Source organism: Bacteroides sp. BFG-637, from assembly GCF_024793605.1.
GTDB classification, from domain to species: Bacteria; Bacteroidota; Bacteroidia; order Bacteroidales; family Bacteroidaceae; genus Bacteroides; species Bacteroides vicugnae.
In genome coordinates this window covers 6281266-6301108 of record NZ_JANUPD010000002.1, presented here as the reverse complement: position 1 = coordinate 6301108, position 19843 = coordinate 6281266, and the positions used below count along the sequence as shown (strand labels likewise).

Genomic DNA, 19843 nt, shown 5'->3' with positions numbered 1-19843 from the left:
TCCTCCTTGTTAGCCGAATGTGATTGGATTGATGCAGAAATTCGTGTCCTCTGCCTCATACTCGTATTCATTGATGAAGTCAATCATCTTCTGTTCGCTTCTTCCGTCCTGTGAGACACCAGTCTTCTCACACCACAACTTGATAGCATCACCAAAGGTGGAGTAAGCACCCTCACAATCCTCAAAGAGTTCTCCGTATGCAGTGACGTAGCACTCTTCGGGGAAGAAGTCGTTCTCATCGTGCGTATAGAAGATGTCGCAACCTGGCTCAACCTCTCGCCAACTGATTGAAAGTTCATCGCCAAGTGCCTTGTTCACCTCCTCAAAGAACAAGTCGCATGAAGACCAAGCACTTTCGGTGTCAAAGGACAAGAGGGCATAATCGTCTTCCACGTTCTCCTCATACTCTGCCCAATAGATGTGTCCTCTCACCGAGATGCCTTTCTTCTCGTAGTCAATGCCATAGTGTTCTGCCAAGAGATACAGATACACATTATTACTGTTCACCTCCAACTCTTGGAGTGTGTTCCAAAGGTCTGCCACGGCTTTGCGTGAGCCTGTCACCTTGTACTGAGTGTCGCAAATGTTAGCCATAAGATAAAATTTTTATTTTCTTCCCTTATGTAGAACCAACTACCATCGGGATTGATTAAAGAATTATGTTGCCCCAAAAGGTGTTATGGCTCATCAATGCAAGGTTTTGCCGTCAAATACTACCTCTGCCACAATCAGAGCGTGGAGATTTCACGGACAAACCACAGGCACCGACCTTGCAGGATGAACGCCATGACAGGTACCTTTGCAACACAATTCTTATCAAAGCCCGATGGGGTGGTACATGGCAGACTGCATGGTACAGCAGTGTGAAGTGACGTTATAGGTGGAGATAAGGCTATAAGAGGTTTTTGCAGTCAAAGGAGAAAAGAGTCCACAAAGTGCAGTATCTACAGGACAAAAACACTTTAGTTTACCTTGGTTAGCTCTTATATATATGCTAACCTAAAGTAAACTGTATATATGTCCGTCTAAAACCCGAAAACCGTACGGGTCAGCTTACGTCAGAAACAGAAGTATAGAACCATAGAAGTGGTTCAAGAAGTCTTTCTTCCTTTGACTGCAAAATATTATCTTTGCACGAATCATAATTGCCCTGTAGGATTTAATATAATTTAACACTCTTTGTTGAATGCAAGGAAGAACAGCTTCAATATGCTGAATATCAGTAGTATAACATTGTGTTAACCCTTAATCTGTAGAAAAGGATGTTATCATACAAAGTAATGTCCATTTGTACTTTTTCTATATGGTTTTATACTTACATTTGCATATCATTTGTATCTTGATAACAGTAACTAACTGATTATCAATATACTTTATATTTGAGGAAGTAAAGAAGTCCTTTTTTTACTATTCCCTTTTAAACAGGAGTTTTACTTTTGCATTTGGATTAAGAAATAATATCTTTGTTATATGCAATCATTTCAATTGATAAAACCCTGTTTTGCACTGGCTCCCTATATACGGCATTACTGGATATTGCAAGACGACTCAATAGCCCCTGTTTCCGAACGGACTCTGCCTATTGGCTGCATGCAACTGGTATTCCATAAAGGGAAACAACTTCTTTTGTCGGGCGAGTCGGAGCTGCAACCCCAATCCTTTATTTCCGGACAATCGGTCGGTTTCTCGGATGTGATGTCTACAGGCAGGATAGAGATGATTACTGTTGTTTTCCAACCTTATGCGGTAAAAGCATTGTTTCACATACCCAGTCATTTGTTCCGCGGACAGAATGTAGACACCGGTGCGATGGAAGATGCAGAACTGTCGGACTTAGTAAAACAGGTCACGGATACTTCTCGTAATGCAGTTTGTATTCGGTTGATAGAGCAGTTTTTTCTTCGTCGTTTATACACTCTTCCCGAGTATAATCTCAAGCGCATGTCTGCTGTTTTCCATGAAATAAATCTCCGGCCGCAAATCAACATTTCTCATTTGTCGGAGACAGCCTGTTTGAGCAGCAAGCAATTCGGGCGTATCTTCACCGATTATGTCGGTACTACTCCCAAAGAATTTATTCGTATTATCCGTATGCAACGGGCGTTATTCATGCTGCAACAGGATGCTACTGTTCCTTTCGTACAAGTGGCTTATGAATGTGGCTTTTCCGATCAGTCTCACATGATAAAGGAATTCAAACTCTTTTCCGGTTATACCCCTGCGGAGTATCTTTCTGTATGTGCCCCTTATTCCGATTATTTCTCTGAACTCTAAAGATGTCTCTTTTTTCCTATTGGGCTTCCTCGGGTTACCCTACTTTTGCAATGTCTTTGCAAAGGCTTAGTAGTAACCATAAAAAAGAAACGAAATGAAAAAATTAATTGCATTTTTTGAGATTCCTGCTACCGATTTCCGTCGGGCTGTCGATTTTTACGAAACGGTGTTGGGTGTGCAACTTCCGACTTTTGAATGTGAAACAGAGAAAATGGCTTGTTTCACGGAAGAAGGTGAAACCGTCGGTGCAATATCTTATGCTTCAAACTTCGACTTTCTTCCTTCAACGCATGGCGTACTTATCCATTTCAACTGTGAGGATATCGAACAGACGTTGGAAAAAGTGCTTCTGAAAGGAGGGAAAGTGGTCATTCCCAAAACAAAGATTGAGGCAGACGATAAAGGATGGTTTGCCGTATTCACGGATAGTGAAGGAAACAGGATTGGCGTCTATGCTGAAAAATAGGAGGTAGGGAAGAGGGAACAGCCTGTCTGGAAGTGACTGCTGTTCCTTCGTCCTCTTATCCGGATTATTCTACCGGAATATAGATCTCCGTCAACAACTCTTCGGGAGGAGTGTCACATGGATTGTTCAGATAGCGTTCGGCACTAGCTTCATCACGTATCGTACATTCCATTTCGGGCAGATACTTTCCGTAAATCGTATCGTACACAGCTTGCAGATTGTCATACGGTCCTTTGTAAAGGAAGATGGCATAACGTCCGGCTGGGATAACCTTAGATCCCACATCACTTTTGGGCGTAACTTTTACAGGCATCACCATGCATACGTCTGTACGCAGTTTCTCCGCTGGCGTCACTTTCGGATCATCGTGGTAAATGCAAAGCGGACTGAAATCTCCCATCGGCAGTTTTTGTTCTTTGATGAATTGGAATAAACGTCCCCAAGTGCCGCCGTAATCATTCAGTTTGTAGTCGCCTGTAAGGCGGATATAAATCACATTCCGTTCGGAGACATTTCTGATCTCTTTTTTTAGTTCCAGGTCTGGCCTGATAATCGCTGGTTTCATAATTACAAAGTTTTTATTGTTTCTATATTCTAAAGGTGAAATGCCATAAAATTGCTTGAACACTTTCGACAACGAAGAAGGGGATGAGTAGCCAATCCGGTAGGCGATGTCGGCAATCGGAATATCCGAGTAGCGGAGTAGGCGTGCGGCAGCTTCTGTCCGCGTCCGGACAATAAACGTACCAATCGGTTCACCGAGAAAAGCTTTCATGATCCGGTGAAAGTAAAAAGGAGAAAAGTTTGAAATTCTGGCCAGAGATTTTAAATCAATATCTTCTCCTAAATGTTGGATGATGTATTCCACTACCACATTTACGCACTTTTGATATTCTTCTTTCGTTGTTTTTTTCTGTTGCATAACTAATTTTGGTATTTCACTTCGCAAAGGTATTGGTAAAAAAGCGAAATGACTTGTCCGATATTGCGGAAATGTCAACTTTCTATTTTCTTTCTATGGTTTCCCTATACCTGTTTTGAGAATTTATTTTGATATATAATGTGCCTTCCAGTAGTGTTATGGTATGAACTATGACCGAGTTTTTAACCGTTAATTGCGAAATTGATTTTCTTGTTTTAAATAATGTCAAAAACTAAAATAAAAAATCTGGTTTTGTTGTAAACTATTGTTGAAATGACTATATTGTAACCGAATTATTAATAAAAATAGCCATGGATAAAACGATTGTAGGGAACAATGCCGGAAAGGTCTGGTATGCCCTGAAAGAAATTGGTGAAATTTCAATACCTGAATTGGCGAGAAGATTAAACCTAAGCGTAGAAAGTACAGCATTGGCCGCCGGTTGGTTGGCACGGGAGAACAAAATTTGTATCCAACGGAAAAATGGATTAATTGCTTTATCTGATGAAAGCGCTTTTCCCTTCAGCTTTGGATAATAGCAGGTTTTGTGAGTGAATATCTTAGAAGTTCCGTTAACTTATAAGTAAGAATATGTCCGTATAAGGTATCACAAGTTTAGTTTGAACTTAAGAAGTTTTATATTTAAAAGAGTTGCCCTATTATTGGGCAACTCTTTTAAATATAATAAACGTATAAAAATGTCGAATCGTGTCCGGCTGCAGATAAAATTTATATACTTATATTTCATAATAATAATTGCCTGTTTTTTCTCTGGCAATTCTATTCCGGAGAATATTTTAGAATCCTACCCGTTTTCTTCCCAAGGAGAAATCCATTCCTTCGTAATTATAGATTTCAGCCAGTGTCATGGGATGTGTTTGTTCGGGAATATCCAGACTTTCTTCCTTAATCAGTTGGTTAACCTTATCAGTGGTCAGGTCTTTAAATTCATATCGGGCAGCCAAGCGTCCCTTTCTAAGCAATGCTTCGTCGATATCTTTTAGTGGAGCATTAAAGGTGCAGATAAATTTGATACACAATTCATCGCTCAACAGTCCGTCGCTGATATTCAGTATGTTGACTAATCCGGCATTCATACGGTTGCCTCCGTTGCGGCTTGATAATAGTTCTTCGCAATCTTCTACGATGAAGATAGAGTTCTTTTGTTGGCGGATAAAAGTGATAAAGCTCGGATCCGAAAGTTTATCTACCAGATCCCCACTCATATAAATCATTCTTTTTTTACCAAGATTAATGAGATGGCGGATATAAGTAGTTTTTCCAGTACCTTGTTTCCCATGCAAAATGATTAATCCGCTTTTGTTGTCCTCTAGCAGGAAGTGTTCGATTTCGGCAGCTACGGGAACAAAATCATCGTTATAGTGACGATCAATCTGAATAGCAGGTTCATTGACTTGCGATTGTTTCAGGCTGAAGTAGTTATGAGAGTATGTTACTATAAATAGATTGTTAAGTTTCTCATTTTCCTTCTTGTGATTTTCGCAAATCTGATTGAGATGATTGATTTCCTCTTCGTCGATATTGGAATAGACAATCTTTACGCAATTATCAAAATAGCCGATCATTAAATTCTTTTTGCAGATAACGATACAGTCGTATAACTCTTTTGTACCTGTATTGTCTTCTTCTTCCTCCTCTTCTTCTTTTTCATTTTCAAAATGATTGCAGTACACATGCTCGAATATATCGAACGCGTCATCTTGCTGATAAAGTTCCTTGATTTCTTTCAGAAAATCCTGGTTTACTTTATATTTCACCATTTTCATGGAAGGGAATCGTTTGAATATCTGATAGAATAGACTACAAATGCTACTGTCGCTGAACCATCCTGTGGAGTAATCAAAAATATCTGTGAAATCTGCGAGTGTGTATTCTTTACTCATTTTTTCTTTTTATATAAATCGAGTGGCAAAGGTACGAAATAAATCCATGATATGAACTGATCCGATTTATCATTTTCTCGAAAAACATAGGTGTGGATAGTTTCTTGTATTTATATCAAAGAGAAATCCTGCCTTCTGCAAGTGTTTTTTCATATTCATTTCTCATGTTCTCATAGGTGATATGATAACGGCTTGTAAATCAATAATATAATACTATGAGAAATAAAAGATAAAGTGGTATTTCTCATAGTATTTCCCTCATTTCTCCTTAAAAATGATGCATTTCTCATAGGTTTCCAATCATTTCTCCTCTTATTCTCATACTGCTTTTATCTGTTTAGCTCATTTCTCATGCATGATGGCTGTGGCTTTTTCTGGACTCTCTCCGGATTTATGATTATTCCTTTCCTTATGCCGTTTATTAATCAACTTCCTATTGTTTACTGCTTTTCTGTGTATCATTCACCTTGTATCTTCATGTTTTTCCTTAATCATAGCCGTTTTTTCCTGCTACTATCTGTATCGTTGCACTCCAGTGAACAAATCATTCCACTCTACAGGGCAGACGCATTAAAAATCATTATCCTGTAAAAGTTTTGATAAATATTTTTCATCCCACCCAGCTTTTAGCCTTTTTAGATTCATACTTCCTTTAGTTGTTTTATCCTTCTTCAGGATAGTAAGTGCCATTTTTGTTGCTGCGGAAAAGTTTCTGGCTGCATTTTTGACCTTTTACTATAGTCTTCTCGAAAGGTAACATCCAGTTGCCAATGCAGATTATTTTCAATAGACCAATGCTGTCTGATGGCAGAGGAAATTTCGTCCGGTTTGGTATTATCCATTGAAGTTACATAGTATCTTACCTCTTGTGTATATTCTCCTGTTGCCACTATTGTTCTTTCCGATTTTATCCCAACAACAGACTTCAGTCCCACAAGTTTCTTTTTAAACATTTTTTCCATTATAGGTCCATAACTAACTACAGTACAAGTTCTTGTCTCTATCCTTCCATGTCCGGTATTTTGGGACACATGCCTGGTGACTCTATTGATTATTTCGTCTTTATCCTGATAATCGTCAATGATCTGTTTGGCCAGTTGATAGTTTTTCTTCTTGTTATCCTTTATAGCTATAATATAATTTGCGTCACGCTCAATGATGGTCCGTGTTATATCTGTCTGGCAGCCCATCGCGTCAATTGTGACAATGCAATCATTGAGATCCAAAGAGTTTAGTAACAATGGAATAGCGGTAATTTCATTACTTTTATCATCCACCTTCACTTGTCCTAAAGAAATTCCATTGGCAGCGGACCATGCGGAAACCATCCATAATTTGAATCCTTCCTTTCCCGTCGTATGTTCTCCGTCACATTTACTTGGACCACGCATAAGTTTGCCATCTATAGCTATAACCCCTTTCACCTCCTGACAGACTTGTTTGACCCAATTACGGAAGATCAACTCAAAATATTCGGGCTTTATGATGCTAAAGAATCTATTAAAAGTATCATGGCTGGGGATGAACTCCAGATTAGGTATGCGACTTTTGAAAAAAGCAATTTTGGCATTGCCAAATTCCTCAATCTCATTCCAGGATTGGGCACCACAAATTACAGCAGCAATGGATATATAGACGATGGTTTCCATTTTATGGACTTTTTTACGGTTCATTCTAGGATCTTCTATTTGTTTACAAAGGTCAATTATCCCTATTTTCATGTTAGTTTATGTTTTATAATATCTTATAAAGATAAGGAAAATAGTCGAAATAAGAAAGAATTAATAAGTTAATAATCAATCATATAAATAGAATGAAAACAGGAGTGGGATAGTAAAAAATATAATGCGTCTGCCCTGTTCCACTCTAGTGAACGGTTCTTTCCACTTTAGTGCACAGACCTGTTCACTGGAGTGCAACAATACAGATGCCGGTAGGAAAATATGCTAATGTCTGCTCTATATACTTCCAACAAGCACTGATAATATATTGTAAAGCGGTGTGTAGTCTGGTATTCAACTTGATCTTTAGCCCGGAATCCAGCTTGAGAATTTATAGGATAAATAGTCAAAATACTATGAGAAATGCCTTGATAAGTTATGAGAAACAGGTTGTTTTATGTACAAAATGCGTGTCATACTATGAGAAATGCCGTTTTGTATTTTATTTCTCATAGTATTATATTCTTGATTTACAAAAGATTATTGTGCATGTTATGAGAATATGAGAAATGAAAAAGAAAAATCCTTTTTCAGTAAGATCGAAGATTCTACGCATCATTCTCATACAAGTATCATATTAATGAATCAAACTTAGAAACGGAACTCGCTATAAAACCACTATCTCTTATATCTATCTTTCTTTCCTCTTATATTTATGACCTGATTCTTTAATTGCCCCCCTAACGCAAATTGATCCCCGGTGCACTTACGCGCCCGCGTGTGATATGATAATGTGTAGCTCTCTCGTTGTTTCCGTACACACCCCACCCGTACTTAAAAAATATGTTCTACAACATCGTTCTGCTTCAGCACTTTAGCAAATGTATTCAAAAATAATTAGAAAAAATAGTTTGATATATTTGGATTGTATACCAAAAGGGGCTACTTTTGCACCCGCTTTCCAAGAGAAGAAAGCCTTGAAAAATTGACTTAGTGAAAAAGCGGAATCCCCCTTAAAGAAAAGAACAAAAAACTTCCGAAAAAGTTTGGATTATACTGAATAAAGTTCTTATCTTTGCAGTCCGATTCGCAAAGAAAACCGGCGAGTTCTTCTTTCATACATTCTTTCCCTTTCGCATAGAGAGCCAGAGAAAATAAAGTAAAAAGAAAAACTGAAAAAAAACTTCCGAAAAAGTTTGGTAGTTAAAAATAAAGCCCTTACCTTTGCACCCGCTTTTAAAACGAAAGCAACAAGTTCTTTGAAATATTGATAAACAATACAAGTAGTACAAGTAAAAATAGAACCGTCAATACTTGTCTTATGAAGTAGCGATACAATTAAGACTAACAGGTATTTGAATAAGGTCAATAAAATTACGGCGTCCTGAACAGAGCAAAAAAATCATCTTAACTGATGATAAAAATACTTTTACAATGAAGAGTTTGATCCTGGCTCAGGATGAACGCTAGCTACAGGCTTAACACATGCAAGTCGAGGGGCAGCATTTTTCTAGCAATAGAAGAGATGGCGACCGGCGCACGGGTGAGTAACACGTATCCAACCTGCCGATAACTCGGGGATAGCCTTTCGAAAGAAAGATTAATATCCGATAGCATATCAATCCCGCATGAGATTGATATTAAAGAATTTCGGTTATCGATGGGGATGCGTTCCATTAGTTTGTTGGCGGGGTAACGGCCCACCAAGACTACGATGGATAGGGGTTCTGAGAGGAAGGTCCCCCACATTGGAACTGAGACACGGTCCAAACTCCTACGGGAGGCAGCAGTGAGGAATATTGGTCAATGGGCGCGAGCCTGAACCAGCCAAGTAGCGTGAAGGATGAAGGCTCTATGGGTCGTAAACTTCTTTTATATGGGAATAAAGTTTTCCACGTGTGGAATTTTGTATGTACCATATGAATAAGGATCGGCTAACTCCGTGCCAGCAGCCGCGGTAATACGGAGGATCCGAGCGTTATCCGGATTTATTGGGTTTAAAGGGAGCGTAGGTGGATTGTTAAGTCAGTTGTGAAAGTTTGCGGCTCAACCGTAAAATTGCAGTTGAAACTGGCAGTCTTGAGTACAGTAGAGGTGGGCGGAATTCGTGGTGTAGCGGTGAAATGCTTAGATATCACGAAGAACTCCGATTGCGAAGGCAGCTCACTAGACTGTCACTGACACTGATGCTCGAAAGTGTGGGTATCAAACAGGATTAGATACCCTGGTAGTCCACACAGTAAACGATGAATACTCGCTGTTTGCGATATACAGTAAGCGGCCAAGCGAAAGCATTAAGTATTCCACCTGGGGAGTACGCCGGCAACGGTGAAACTCAAAGGAATTGACGGGGGCCCGCACAAGCGGAGGAACATGTGGTTTAATTCGATGATACGCGAGGAACCTTACCCGGGCTTAAATTGCATTTGAATATGTAGGAAACTATATAGCCGCAAGGCAAATGTGAAGGTGCTGCATGGTTGTCGTCAGCTCGTGCCGTGAGGTGTCGGCTTAAGTGCCATAACGAGCGCAACCCTTATCTTCAGTTACTAACAGGTCATGCTGAGGACTCTGGAGAGACTGCCGTCGTAAGATGTGAGGAAGGTGGGGATGACGTCAAATCAGCACGGCCCTTACGTCCGGGGCTACACACGTGTTACAATGGGGGGTACAGAAGGCAGCTACCTGGTGACAGGATGCTAATCCCAAAACCTCTCTCAGTTCGGATCGAAGTCTGCAACCCGACTTCGTGAAGCTGGATTCGCTAGTAATCGCGCATCAGCCATGGCGCGGTGAATACGTTCCCGGGCCTTGTACACACCGCCCGTCAAGCCATGAAAGCCGGGGGTACCTGAAGTACGTAACCGCAAGGAGCGTCCTAGGGTAAAACTGGTAATTGGGGCTAAGTCGTAACAAGGTAGCCGTACCGGAAGGTGCGGCTGGAACACCTCCTTTCTGGAGTGATGCCGTAAACGATGTAATTCTGCATGAATAATGTAAAATACAACATCGTAAAAAAAAGTGACTTTAAAGGTTCTGTTTTTTGTACTACTGGTACTTGTTTATTTATAATATATAGATCAACCATCTATAGAAGTATAGATAGAGATAAACAAGAGAAAAAAGAAGCCGAGTCTAACATACAGGTAGACAAGGTTGAACTAGTCCTATAGCTCAGTTGGTTAGAGCGCTACACTGATAATGTAGAGGTCGGCAGTTCAACTCTGCCTGGGACTACCAAGCTCAAGAACGAAGGAATGACGCGTCAGCGGAATGCAGCAATTCTTGATAACCTCTTGGGGGATTAGCTCAGCTGGCTAGAGCATCTGCCTTGCACGCAGAGGGTCAACGGTTCGAATCCGTTATTCTCCACGATCTCTGAAAAGAGAAACGATCTTTGACATGATGTACAAAAAGTAAAATTTTAGTAAGAGCTAAAAGTATATATCAAACCGTACGTGTTCGAGTACGCAATATTGATAGAAGGAAGCAATTCCCATACCAATACCAGTACACGAATAAAACGTTTGAAAGAAAGTAAGCAAGGGCGCATGGCGGATGCCTTGGCTCTCGGAGGCGATGAAGGACGTGATAAGCTGCGATAAGCTTCGGGCAGGTGCAAATAACCTTTGATCCGAAGATTTCCGAATGGGACAACCCGGCATTCTGAAGGAATGTCATCCATCCTAGATGGAAGCTAACGCAGGGAACTGAAACATCTTAGTACCTGTAGGAAAAGAAAATAATAATGATTCCCCTAGTAGTGGCGAGCGAACGGGGATTAGCCCAAACCAATGTTGTTACGGCAATATTGGGGTTGTAGGACCACGACATCGCAAGACATTTCATGAGTAGAACCCTTTGGAAAATGGGACCATAGACGGTGATAGTCCGGTATACGAAGTGAAACGAAGCGTAGTGGTATCCTGAGTAGCGCGGGACACGAGAAATCTTGCGTGAATCTGCCGGGACCATCCGGTAAGGCTAAATACTCCCGAGAGACCGATAGCGAACCAGTACTGTGAAGGAAAGGTGAAAAGCACTTCGAATAGAAGAGTGAAATAGTCCCTGAAACCGTGCGCCTACAAGCGGTCGGAGCTGCGTAAGCAGTGACGGCGTGCCTTTTGCATAATGAACCTACGAGTTACTTTTTCCGGCAAGGTTAAGTGTCTCAAGACATGAAGCCGAAGCGAAAGCGAGTCTGAACAGGGCGATTAGTCGGAAGGAGTAGACGCGAAACCAAGTGATCTACCCTTGGTCAGGTTGAAGGTTAGGTAACACTAACTGGAGGACCGAACCGATAAGCGTTGAAAAGCTTCCGGATGAACTGAGGGTGGGGGTGAAAGGCTAATCAAACTTGGAGATAGCTCGTACTCCCCGAAATGCATTTAGGTGCAGCCTTGGGAATTACTACTGTGAGGTAGAGCGACTGATAAGATGCGAGGGCTTCACCGCCTATCAAGTCTTGATAAACTCCGAATGCGCAGTAGTTCGATCCCAGGAGTGAGGGCATGGGTGCTAAGGTCCATGTCCTAAAGGAGAAGAATCCAGACCATCAGCTAAGGTCCCGAAATAATTGCTAAGTTGAACTAACGAAGTCAGATTGCTAAGACAGCTAGGATGTTGGCTTGGAAGCAGCCATTCATTTAAAGAGTGCGTAACAGCTCACTAGTCGAGGAGTTTGGCGTGGATAATAATCGGGCATCAAGCAATTTACCGAAGCTATGGGATCCGTAAGGATCGGTAGGGGAGCATTCCACTCCGCGTCGAAGGTGAAGCGTGAGCTTTGCTGGAGCGTGTGGAAAAGCAAATGTAGGTATAAGTAACGATAAAGGGGGTGAGAAACCCCCTCGCCGAAAGACTAAGGTTTCCTGATCAACGCTAATCGGATCAGGGTTAGTCGGGTCCTAAGGCTCAGCCGAACGGTGAGGCCGATGGCAGAACAGGTTAATATTCCTGTACTACCTTAAAGAGTGACGTGGAGACGGAGGAGTGATAGCGTCGCGGACTGACGGAATAGTCCGTTGAAGGGTGTAGATGTTGATTATCCCAGGCAAATCCAGGATAAGAGTCGAACCTGATAGTATACCGCGTTCTTCGGAACAAGGTAATAGTGCGTGTAAACATACTCCCAAGAAAATCCGCTAAACTTAATCTTTAAGGTACCCGTACCGCAAACGGACACACGTAGTCGGGTTGAATATACTAAGGCGCTTGAGTGATTCACGGTTAAGGAACTAGGCAAATTGACCCTGTAACTTCGGGATAAAGGGTCCCAACGAGAGTTGGGCGCAGAGAATAGGTCCAGGCAACTGTTTAACAAAAACACAGGGCTGTGCTAAATTGAAAGATTACGTATACAGCCTGACACCTGCCCGGTGCTGGAAGGTTAAGAGGAGATGTCATCGCAAGAGAAGCATTGAATTGAAGCCCCAGTAAACGGCGGCCGTAACTATAACGGTCCTAAGGTAGCGAAATTCCTTGTCGGGTAAGTTCCGACCTGCACGAATGGTGTAATGATCTGGACACTGTCTCAACCGTGAGCTCAGTGAAATTGTAGTATCGGTGAAGATGCCGATTACCCGCGATGGGACGAAAAGACCCCGTGAACCTTTACTATAGCTTAACATTGAATTTGGGTAATTGATGTGTAGGATAGGCCGGAGACTTTGAAGCAGGTACGCCAGTATTTGTGGAGTCGCTGTTGAAATACGGCCCTTTGATTATTTGAGTTCTAACTCGCTGCTGCGAGGACACTGTTTGGTGGGTAGTTTGACTGGGGTGGTCGCCTCCAAAAGTGTAACGGAGGCTTCTAAAGGTGCCCTCAGGACGATTGGTAACCGTCCGTAGAGTGTAATGGCATAAGGGCGCTTGACTGGGAGACAGACAAGTCGATCAGGTAGGAAACTAGAGCATAGTGATCCGGTGTTTCCGTATGGAAGGGACATCGCTCAAAGGATAAAAGGTACTCCGGGGATAACAGGCTGATCCCTCCCAAGAGCTCATATCGACGGAGGGGTTTGGCACCTCGATGTCGGCTCGTCACATCCTGGGGCTGGAGAAGGTCCCAAGGGTTGGGCTGTTCGCCCATTAAAGTGGCACGCGAGCTGGGTTCAGAACGTCGTGAGACAGTTCGGTCTCTATCTATCGTGGGCGTATGAAATTTGCGTGGCTCTGACACTAGTACGAGAGGACCGTGTTGGACTGACCGCTGGTTTACCAGTTGTGCCGCCAGGTGCATTGCTGGGTATCTAAGTCGGGATTGGATAAGTGCTGAAAGCATCTAAGTACGAAGCCAGCCACAAGATTAGATTTCTTAGGGTCGTCAAAGACGATGACGTTGATAGGATGCAGGTGTAAAGGTGGTAACATCAAAGCCGAGCATTACTAATTGCCCGTTCACTTTCTTTCAAACATGTACCGGTTGGGTATATACGTTTAGCTTGCTAGACACTAGGATTTTACTTTTCATCATGTCATAACCTTATTCAGGTGGTTATAGCACGAGGGTTCCACCTCTTCCCATTCCGAACAGAGAAGTTAAGCCTCGTCACGCCAATGGTACTGCGTAACAGTGGGAGAGTAGGTAGCCGCCGTTTTTGAAGAAGCCCCTTGATTCATTTTGAGTCAAGGGGCTTTCTGTTTTGGTACTTTGCGAAAAAAGTGCTATATTTGCGACTGACAATTATTTTATTAAACGTTTAAAGCAAATTTAAAAGGTATGAAAACTAAATTATTTTTGGCTGCTGTAGCAGTAACATTTTCTTTTGCAATGATGTCTTGTACTGGTAACAAAACTACTAACGCTGCTTCTGAAGGTGAAGAAACAACTGTAGAAACAGTGGAAGCTGTTGTTGAATCTGATTCTTGCTGCCAGGCTAAGGACTCTTGTGCTACTGCTTGCGATAAAAAAGCTGATTGCGCAGAAAAGAAAGAATGTTGCGATAAGAAGTAATCTATTGATTTAGAACAATAAAGAAGGAGAGGGAGAGAATGGTTCAAACATTCTACTCCCTCTTTTCGTTTAATGAATATATCGCTTTATTCGTGATATATTTTTGCTAATAATCGGCTTTAACTTATGAAATGATATTTTTTTCGATAAAAAAGTAACGTATTATTTGGTGGTAAAGAAATAATCCATACCTTTGCACCGTCAAACTAATAAAAGAGACAAGAAATGAATCAGATGTTTATACATATTCTACTATGCGGTATTATTATTCTACTATCAAAGGTTAGTGGAAGTGAGTGCTGCGCGTAAATGTGTATAAATGAAAATATACGAAAGCCTTTCTCACTTCCAAGTGTGAAAGGCTTTTTTTAATGCTAATAATTATATAATATACATAAGAATATGGACAATAGGTTATTTATTTTTGATACCACTCTTAGAGATGGTGAACAGGTTCCGGGATGCCAGTTGAATACAGTAGAAAAGATTCAGGTAGCAAAGGCATTGGAAGCGTTGGGAGTAGACGTGATTGAAGCCGGATTCCCCATTTCGAGCCCGGGAGATTTTAATTCAGTAATTGAGATTTCAAAAGCGGTGACTTGGCCTACTATCTGTGCTTTGACCCGCGCAGTTCAAAAAGATATTGATGTAGCCGTAGATGCACTGAAATTTGCTAAACATAAACGTATTCACACTGGTATCGGTACTTCTGATTCGCACATTAAATATAAATTCAATTCGAATCGTGAAGAGATTATCGAACGTGCAGTAGCTGCTGTGAAATATGCCCGCCGTTTTGTAGACGATGTGGAATTTTATGCAGAAGACGCAGGCCGTACGGATAACGAATATCTGGCACGTGTGGTGGAAGCTGTCATCAAGGCTGGAGCTACCGTAGTGAATATCCCTGATACAACAGGTTACTGCTTGCCTTCAGAATATGGCGCCAAGATAAAATACCTGGTTGACCATGTAGACGGCATTGATAATGCCATACTTTCTACTCACTGTCACAATGACTTGGGTATGGCTACTGCCAATACGATAGCTGGTGTCTTGAACGGTGCGCGTCAGGTGGAAGTTACCATCAACGGTATTGGCGAACGTGCAGGAAATACTGCTCTCGAAGAAATCGCCATGATTATCAAGAGCCATCACGAAATTGATATCCAGACCAATATCAATACGCAGAAGATTTATCCGACCAGCCGTATGGTATCCAGCCTGATGAATATGCCGGTACAGCCTAATAAAGCAATCGTTGGACGTAACGCTTTCGCACACTCTTCAGGTATCCATCAGGATGGCGTATTGAAAAATGTACAGACGTATGAGATTATCGATCCGCATGATGTGGGTATTGATGACAACTCTATCGTATTGACTGCCCGCAGCGGACGTGCAGCATTGAAAAATCGTCTTTCTATATTGGGAGTGAATTTGGATCAGGAAAAACTGGATAAGGTATATGATGAGTTCCTGAAGTTGGCTGATAAGAAGAAAGATATTAATGATGATGATATTTTAGTATTGGCAGGTGCAGACCGTAGCCAGAACCATCGTATCAAACTGGATTACTTGCAGGTGACGAGTGGTGTCGGTGTTCGTTCGGTAGCCAGTTTGGGATTGAATATTGCCGGTGAGAAGTTTGAAGCTTGTGCCAGTGGTAATGGTCCGGTAGATGCTGCTATCAAAGCATTGAAAAAGATTGTAGAACGGCACATGACTCTGAAAGAGTTTACTATTCAGGCTATCAGTAAGGGAAGTGATGATGTAGGTAAAGTGCACATGCAGGTAGAATATGATAACCAGATTTATTATGGTTTTGGTGCCAACACAGATATTATTGCTGCTTCGGTAGAAGCCTACATCGACTGTATCAACAAATTCAAATCGTAAAAAAGAGATTGACAGTCGGTTTGGTATTACAGAGATTGATTGAAAGAGTAAATAGTAATTAGTAAAATAGTAAATAAACAGATGAATACATTATTTGATAAGATATGGGATGCCCACGTGGTGACTACTGTGGAAGATGGCCCTACACAGCTTTATATTGATCGGTTATATTGTCACGAAGTGACTAGTCCGCAGGCTTTTGCGGGATTGCGTGAACGTGGAATCGGAGTGTTGCGTCCGGAAAAGGTGTTTTGTATGCCTGACCATAATACACCGACACACGATCAGGATAAGGAGATTGAAGATCCGGTCTCTAAAACGCAGGTGGATACTCTGACAAAAAACGCGAAGGATTTCGGTCTGACGCACTACGGCATGATGCATCCGAAGAATGGTATTATCCATGTGGTAGGCCCCGAACGTGGTTTGACCTTGCCGGGAATGACGATTGTTTGCGGTGACTCTCACACTTCTACTCATGGTGCAATGGGAGCGATTGCTTTCGGTATCGGAACGAGCGAGGTGGAAATGGTGCTGGCTTCACAATGTATTCTCCAGTCGAGACCGAAAACAATGCGTATCACTGTAGACGGTGAACTGGGCAAAGGGGTGACTGCAAAGGATGTGGCTCTGTATATGATGTCTAAGATGACTACCAGTGGTGCTACAGGTTACTTCGTGGAATATGCAGGTTCGGCTATCCGCAATCTGACAATGGAGGGACGTCTTACCCTTTGCAACCTTTCGATTGAAATGGGTGCACGTGGTGGGATGGTTGCTCCGGATGAAGTGACTTTTGAATATATCAAAGGACGTGAAAATGCTCCGCAAGGCGAAGCATGGGACAAGGCTTTGGCTTATTGGAAGACATTGAAGAGTGATGATGATGCCGTGTTTGATAAAGAAGTCCGTTTCGAAGCGGCTGATATTGAACCGATGATTACTTATGGAACGAATCCGGGTATGGGTATGGGAATCACACAACACATTCCTACCATGGAAGGAATGAGTGAAGCTGCACAGGTTTCGTTCAAGAAATCAATGGAGTATATGGGATTCCAACCGGGTGAATCTTTGTTGGGTAAGAAGATTGATTATGTATTCCTTGGGGCTTGTACAAACGGTCGTATTGAGGATTTCCGTGCATTTGCTTCCATCGTGAAAGGTCGTAAGAAAGCGGAGAATGTTATTGCATGGCTAGTTCCGGGTTCATGGATGGTAGACGCACAGATCCGTAAGGAAGGAATCGACAAGATATTGACGGAAGCCGGATTTGCTATCCGTCAGCCGGGATGTTCTGCTTGTCTGGCAATGAACGATGATAAGATTCCTGCCGGAAAGTATTCGGTATCTACCAGTAACCGTAATTTTGAAGGACGTCAGGGACCCGGTGCACGCACTTTGCTGGCTAGTCCGCTGGTAGCTGCTGCTGCGGCGGTGACTGGTGTGATTACCGATCCGAGAAAACTGATTTGATTTTACGATTAGACAATTTACGATTTACGATTGAAAAATGGTCGTGAATCAGATTGTCTGTCGTAAGAGAATGAGTCAATAGTAATTTCAATCGTTAAATAGTAAATCGTTAAATCGTAAATAAAAAGATGGCTAAGACAAAATTTAATATAATAACAAGTACTTGTGTACCTCTTCCTTTAGAAAACGTAGATACTGACCAGATTATTCCGGCACGTTTCCTGAAAGCAACCACTCGTGAAGAAAAATTCTTCGGTGATAATCTTTTCCGTGACTGGCGTTATAATGCTGACGGTTCCCTGAACAAGGATTTTGTGTTAAACAATCCTACTTACAGCGGACAGGTATTGGTGGCAGGAAAAAACTTCGGTTCGGGTTCCAGCCGTGAACACGCTGCCTGGGCCATTGCAGGATATGGTTTCCGCGTGGTGGTATCCAGTTTCTTTGCCGATATTCATAAGAATAATGAGTTGAACAACTTTGTGCTGCCGGTGGTTGTTACCGAGGAGTTTCTGCAGGAGTTGTTCGATTCGATAGAAGCGGACCCGAAGATGGAAGTGGAAGTGAACCTTCCCGAACAGACCATCACCAACAAGGCGACAGGTAAAAGTGAACATTTCGAAATCAATGCTTATAAGAAACTTTGTTTGATGAACGGATTGGACGATATCGATTTCTTGTTGAGCAATAAAGATAAAATAGAAGAATGGGAAAAGAAGGCGTGAAAATAGAAATCATGGACACAACGCTCCGTGATGGTGAACAAACCAGCGGAGTGTCTTTCGTGCCTCATGAGAAACTAATGATCGCCCGTTTACTGTTAGAAGATTTAAAGGTAGACCGGGTGGAAGTTGCTTCGGCGCGTGTGTCGGACGGTGAGTTTGAAGCCGTGAAGATGATTTGCGACTGGGCTGCCCGTCGTAATCTGCTCCATAAAGTGGAAGTGCTCGGCTTTGTCGACGGGCATACTTCTGTCGATTGGATTCAGCGTACCGGTTGCCGTGTGATTAATCTTCTTTGTAAAGGTTCATTGAAGCATTGTACGCAACAACTGAAAAAGACACCGGAAGAACATCTGGCGGATATCATAAGTGTGGTGCATTATGCCGACGAACAGGATATAACCGTCAATGTTTATCTGGAAGATTGGAGCAACGGTATCAAGGATTCTCCCGAATACGTGTTTCAGTTGATGGATGGATTGAAAGAAACGAGCGTCAAGCGTTTTATGTTGCCTGATACGTTGGGTATCTTGAATCCTTTGCAAGTGATAGAGTATATGCGGAAGATGAAGAAACGTTATCCGAATACTCATCTCGATTTCCATGCGCACAATGATTATGATTTGGCTGTGAGTAATGTCCTTGCCGCGGTATTAAGCGGTGTCAAAGGATTGCATACAACCATCAACGGACTGGGCGAACGGGCAGGAAATGCTCCTCTCGCAAGTGTGCAGGCTATCCTGAAAGACCATTTCAATGCGGTGACCAATATCGACGAAAGCCGTTTGAATGATGTCAGCCGGGTAGTGGAGTCTTATTCGGGAATTGTGATACCTGCCAATAAACCGATTGTAGGTGAGAATGTCTTTACGCAAGTGGCAGGGGTGCATGCTGACGGGGATAACAAGAATAATCTCTACTGTAATGATTTGCTTCCCGAACGTTTTGGCCGTAAGCGGGAATATGCATTGGGTAAGACAAGCGGTAAAGCGAATATCCGCAAGAACCTCGAAGATCTTGGACTGGAGCTGGACGAAGATGCTATGCGCAAGGTAACGGAACGCATCATCGAGTTGGGCGACAAGAAAGAGCTGGTCACACAGGAAGATTTGCCGTACATTGTTTCGGATGTGTTGAAACACGGAGCAGTGGGTGAGAAGGTTAAACTGAAGAGCTATTTTGTGAATCTGGCTCATGGGCTGAAACCGATGGCAACGTTGAAGATAGAAATCAACGGAAAAGAGTACGAAGAGAGTTCAGGCGGCGATGGTCAGTATGATGCTTTTGTTCGTGCGTTGCGTAAGATATATAAGGTGACATTAGGACGTAAATTCCCGATGTTGACCAATTATGCGGTAACCATTCCTCCCGGTGGACGTACGGATGCATTTGTGCAGACAGTTATCACGTGGAGTTATGATGAGCAGGTGTTCCGTACCCGCGGGCTCGATGCCGACCAGACAGAGGCTGCCATCAAGGCTACTATGAAGATGTTGAACCTCATCGAAGATGAATACGAGAAGAGCAAGTGAGAAACAACTTGCCCGAAGAATGTTTTTTATAC

12 protein-coding genes, 2 tRNA genes, 3 rRNA genes and 1 pseudogene are annotated in these 19843 nt (G+C 42.2%); 14 read left to right on the top strand and 4 right to left on the bottom strand.

The window, feature by feature from the left end:
• Nucleotides 1–9: 9 nt before the first annotated feature.
• Entirely contained in the window at nt 10–594 is a 585-nt protein-coding gene (locus NXX38_RS24750) for a hypothetical protein (RefSeq protein WP_005816332.1), read from the bottom strand.
• A 65-nt stretch (nt 595–659) separates the two neighbouring features.
• Here NXX38_RS24750 and NXX38_RS24745 point away from each other — a divergent pair, with 65 nt between their 5' ends.
• From NXX38_RS24745 to NXX38_RS24735, 3 genes are all read left to right on the top strand, one after another.
• A complete protein-coding gene (locus NXX38_RS24745) occupies nt 660–872 on the top strand; it encodes a hypothetical protein (protein WP_007837487.1) in 213 nt (70 codons plus the stop codon).
• Nucleotides 873–1470: 598 nt separating this feature from the next.
• Complete coding sequence (locus NXX38_RS24740; protein WP_234133036.1) at nt 1471–2274, top strand: helix-turn-helix domain-containing protein; 804 nt, start codon at nt 1471–1473, stop codon at nt 2272–2274.
• A 94-nt stretch (nt 2275–2368) separates the two neighbouring features.
• Complete coding sequence (locus NXX38_RS24735; RefSeq protein WP_004296844.1) at nt 2369–2740, top strand: VOC family protein; 372 nt, start codon at nt 2369–2371, stop codon at nt 2738–2740.
• Between the two features lie 64 nt (nt 2741–2804).
• On the opposite strand, the gene NXX38_RS24730 is transcribed toward NXX38_RS24735, so the two are convergent.
• Nucleotides 2805–3662 carry a GyrI-like domain-containing protein gene (locus tag NXX38_RS24730; protein WP_258981523.1) on the bottom strand — a complete coding sequence of 286 codons (858 nt, stop codon included), beginning with the start codon at nt 3660–3662 and terminating at the stop codon, nt 2805–2807.
• A gap of 311 nt (nt 3663–3973) precedes the next feature.
• Between NXX38_RS24730 and NXX38_RS24725 the strand changes: the two genes are divergently transcribed.
• Nucleotides 3974–4198 (top strand): winged helix-turn-helix domain-containing protein, encoded by a 225-nt coding sequence (locus tag NXX38_RS24725; RefSeq protein WP_004296847.1) that lies wholly within the window; start codon nt 3974–3976, stop codon nt 4196–4198.
• A 261-nt stretch (nt 4199–4459) separates the two neighbouring features.
• Here the strand turns inward: NXX38_RS24725 and NXX38_RS24720 are convergent, their stop codons facing one another.
• Together NXX38_RS24720 and NXX38_RS24715 are read right to left on the bottom strand one after the other, a co-directional pair.
• On the bottom strand, nt 4460–5566 hold the full coding sequence (locus NXX38_RS24720) for an AAA family ATPase (RefSeq protein ID WP_148365021.1): 1107 nt from the start codon (nt 5564–5566) through the stop codon (nt 4460–4462).
• Between the two features lie 570 nt (nt 5567–6136).
• Nucleotides 6137–7287: pseudogene (locus NXX38_RS24715) on the bottom strand (ISAs1 family transposase).
• Between the two features lie 1371 nt (nt 7288–8658).
• Here NXX38_RS24715 and NXX38_RS24710 point away from each other — a divergent pair.
• The 10 genes from NXX38_RS24710 to NXX38_RS24665 all read left to right on the top strand — a co-directional run bounded on the left by NXX38_RS24710 (nt 8659) and on the right by NXX38_RS24665 (nt 19811).
• Nucleotides 8659–10182: ribosomal RNA gene (locus NXX38_RS24710) — 16S ribosomal RNA — on the top strand.
• Between the two features lie 208 nt (nt 10183–10390).
• A tRNA-Ile gene (locus NXX38_RS24705) sits at nt 10391–10467 on the top strand.
• A 58-nt stretch (nt 10468–10525) separates the two neighbouring features.
• Nucleotides 10526–10599: transfer RNA gene (locus tag NXX38_RS24700), tRNA-Ala, on the top strand.
• A 159-nt stretch (nt 10600–10758) separates the two neighbouring features.
• A 23S ribosomal RNA gene (locus tag NXX38_RS24695) occupies nt 10759–13638 on the top strand.
• Nucleotides 13639–13715: 77 nt separating this feature from the next.
• Nucleotides 13716–13826, top strand: a 5S ribosomal RNA gene (gene rrf, locus NXX38_RS24690).
• The 16S, 23S and 5S rRNA genes sit together here with 2 tRNA genes alongside, the layout of an rRNA operon.
• A 122-nt stretch (nt 13827–13948) precedes the next feature.
• Entirely contained in the window at nt 13949–14182 is a 234-nt protein-coding gene (locus tag NXX38_RS24685) for a hypothetical protein (protein ID WP_148364591.1), read from the top strand.
• 402 nt (nt 14183–14584) lie between these two features.
• On the top strand, nt 14585–16081 hold the full coding sequence (locus tag NXX38_RS24680) for a 2-isopropylmalate synthase (protein ID WP_004301125.1): 1497 nt from the start codon (nt 14585–14587) through the stop codon (nt 16079–16081).
• Nucleotides 16082–16162: 81 nt separating this feature from the next.
• On the top strand, nt 16163–17557 hold the full coding sequence (gene leuC / locus NXX38_RS24675; protein WP_148364592.1) for a 3-isopropylmalate dehydratase large subunit: 1395 nt from the start codon (nt 16163–16165) through the stop codon (nt 17555–17557).
• A 128-nt stretch (nt 17558–17685) separates the two neighbouring features.
• Nucleotides 17686–18282, top strand: a complete 597-nt coding sequence (gene leuD, locus NXX38_RS24670) for a 3-isopropylmalate dehydratase small subunit (protein WP_148364593.1) — start codon at nt 17686–17688, stop codon at nt 18280–18282.
• The gene (locus tag NXX38_RS24665) at nt 18264–19811 is read left to right on the top strand and encodes an alpha-isopropylmalate synthase regulatory domain-containing protein (RefSeq protein ID WP_167511741.1); all 1548 of its coding nucleotides are present in this window, start codon (nt 18264–18266) and stop codon (nt 19809–19811) included. Before leuD ends, NXX38_RS24665 begins: the two co-directional genes overlap by 19 nt.
• Nucleotides 19812–19843 lie beyond the last annotated feature (32 nt).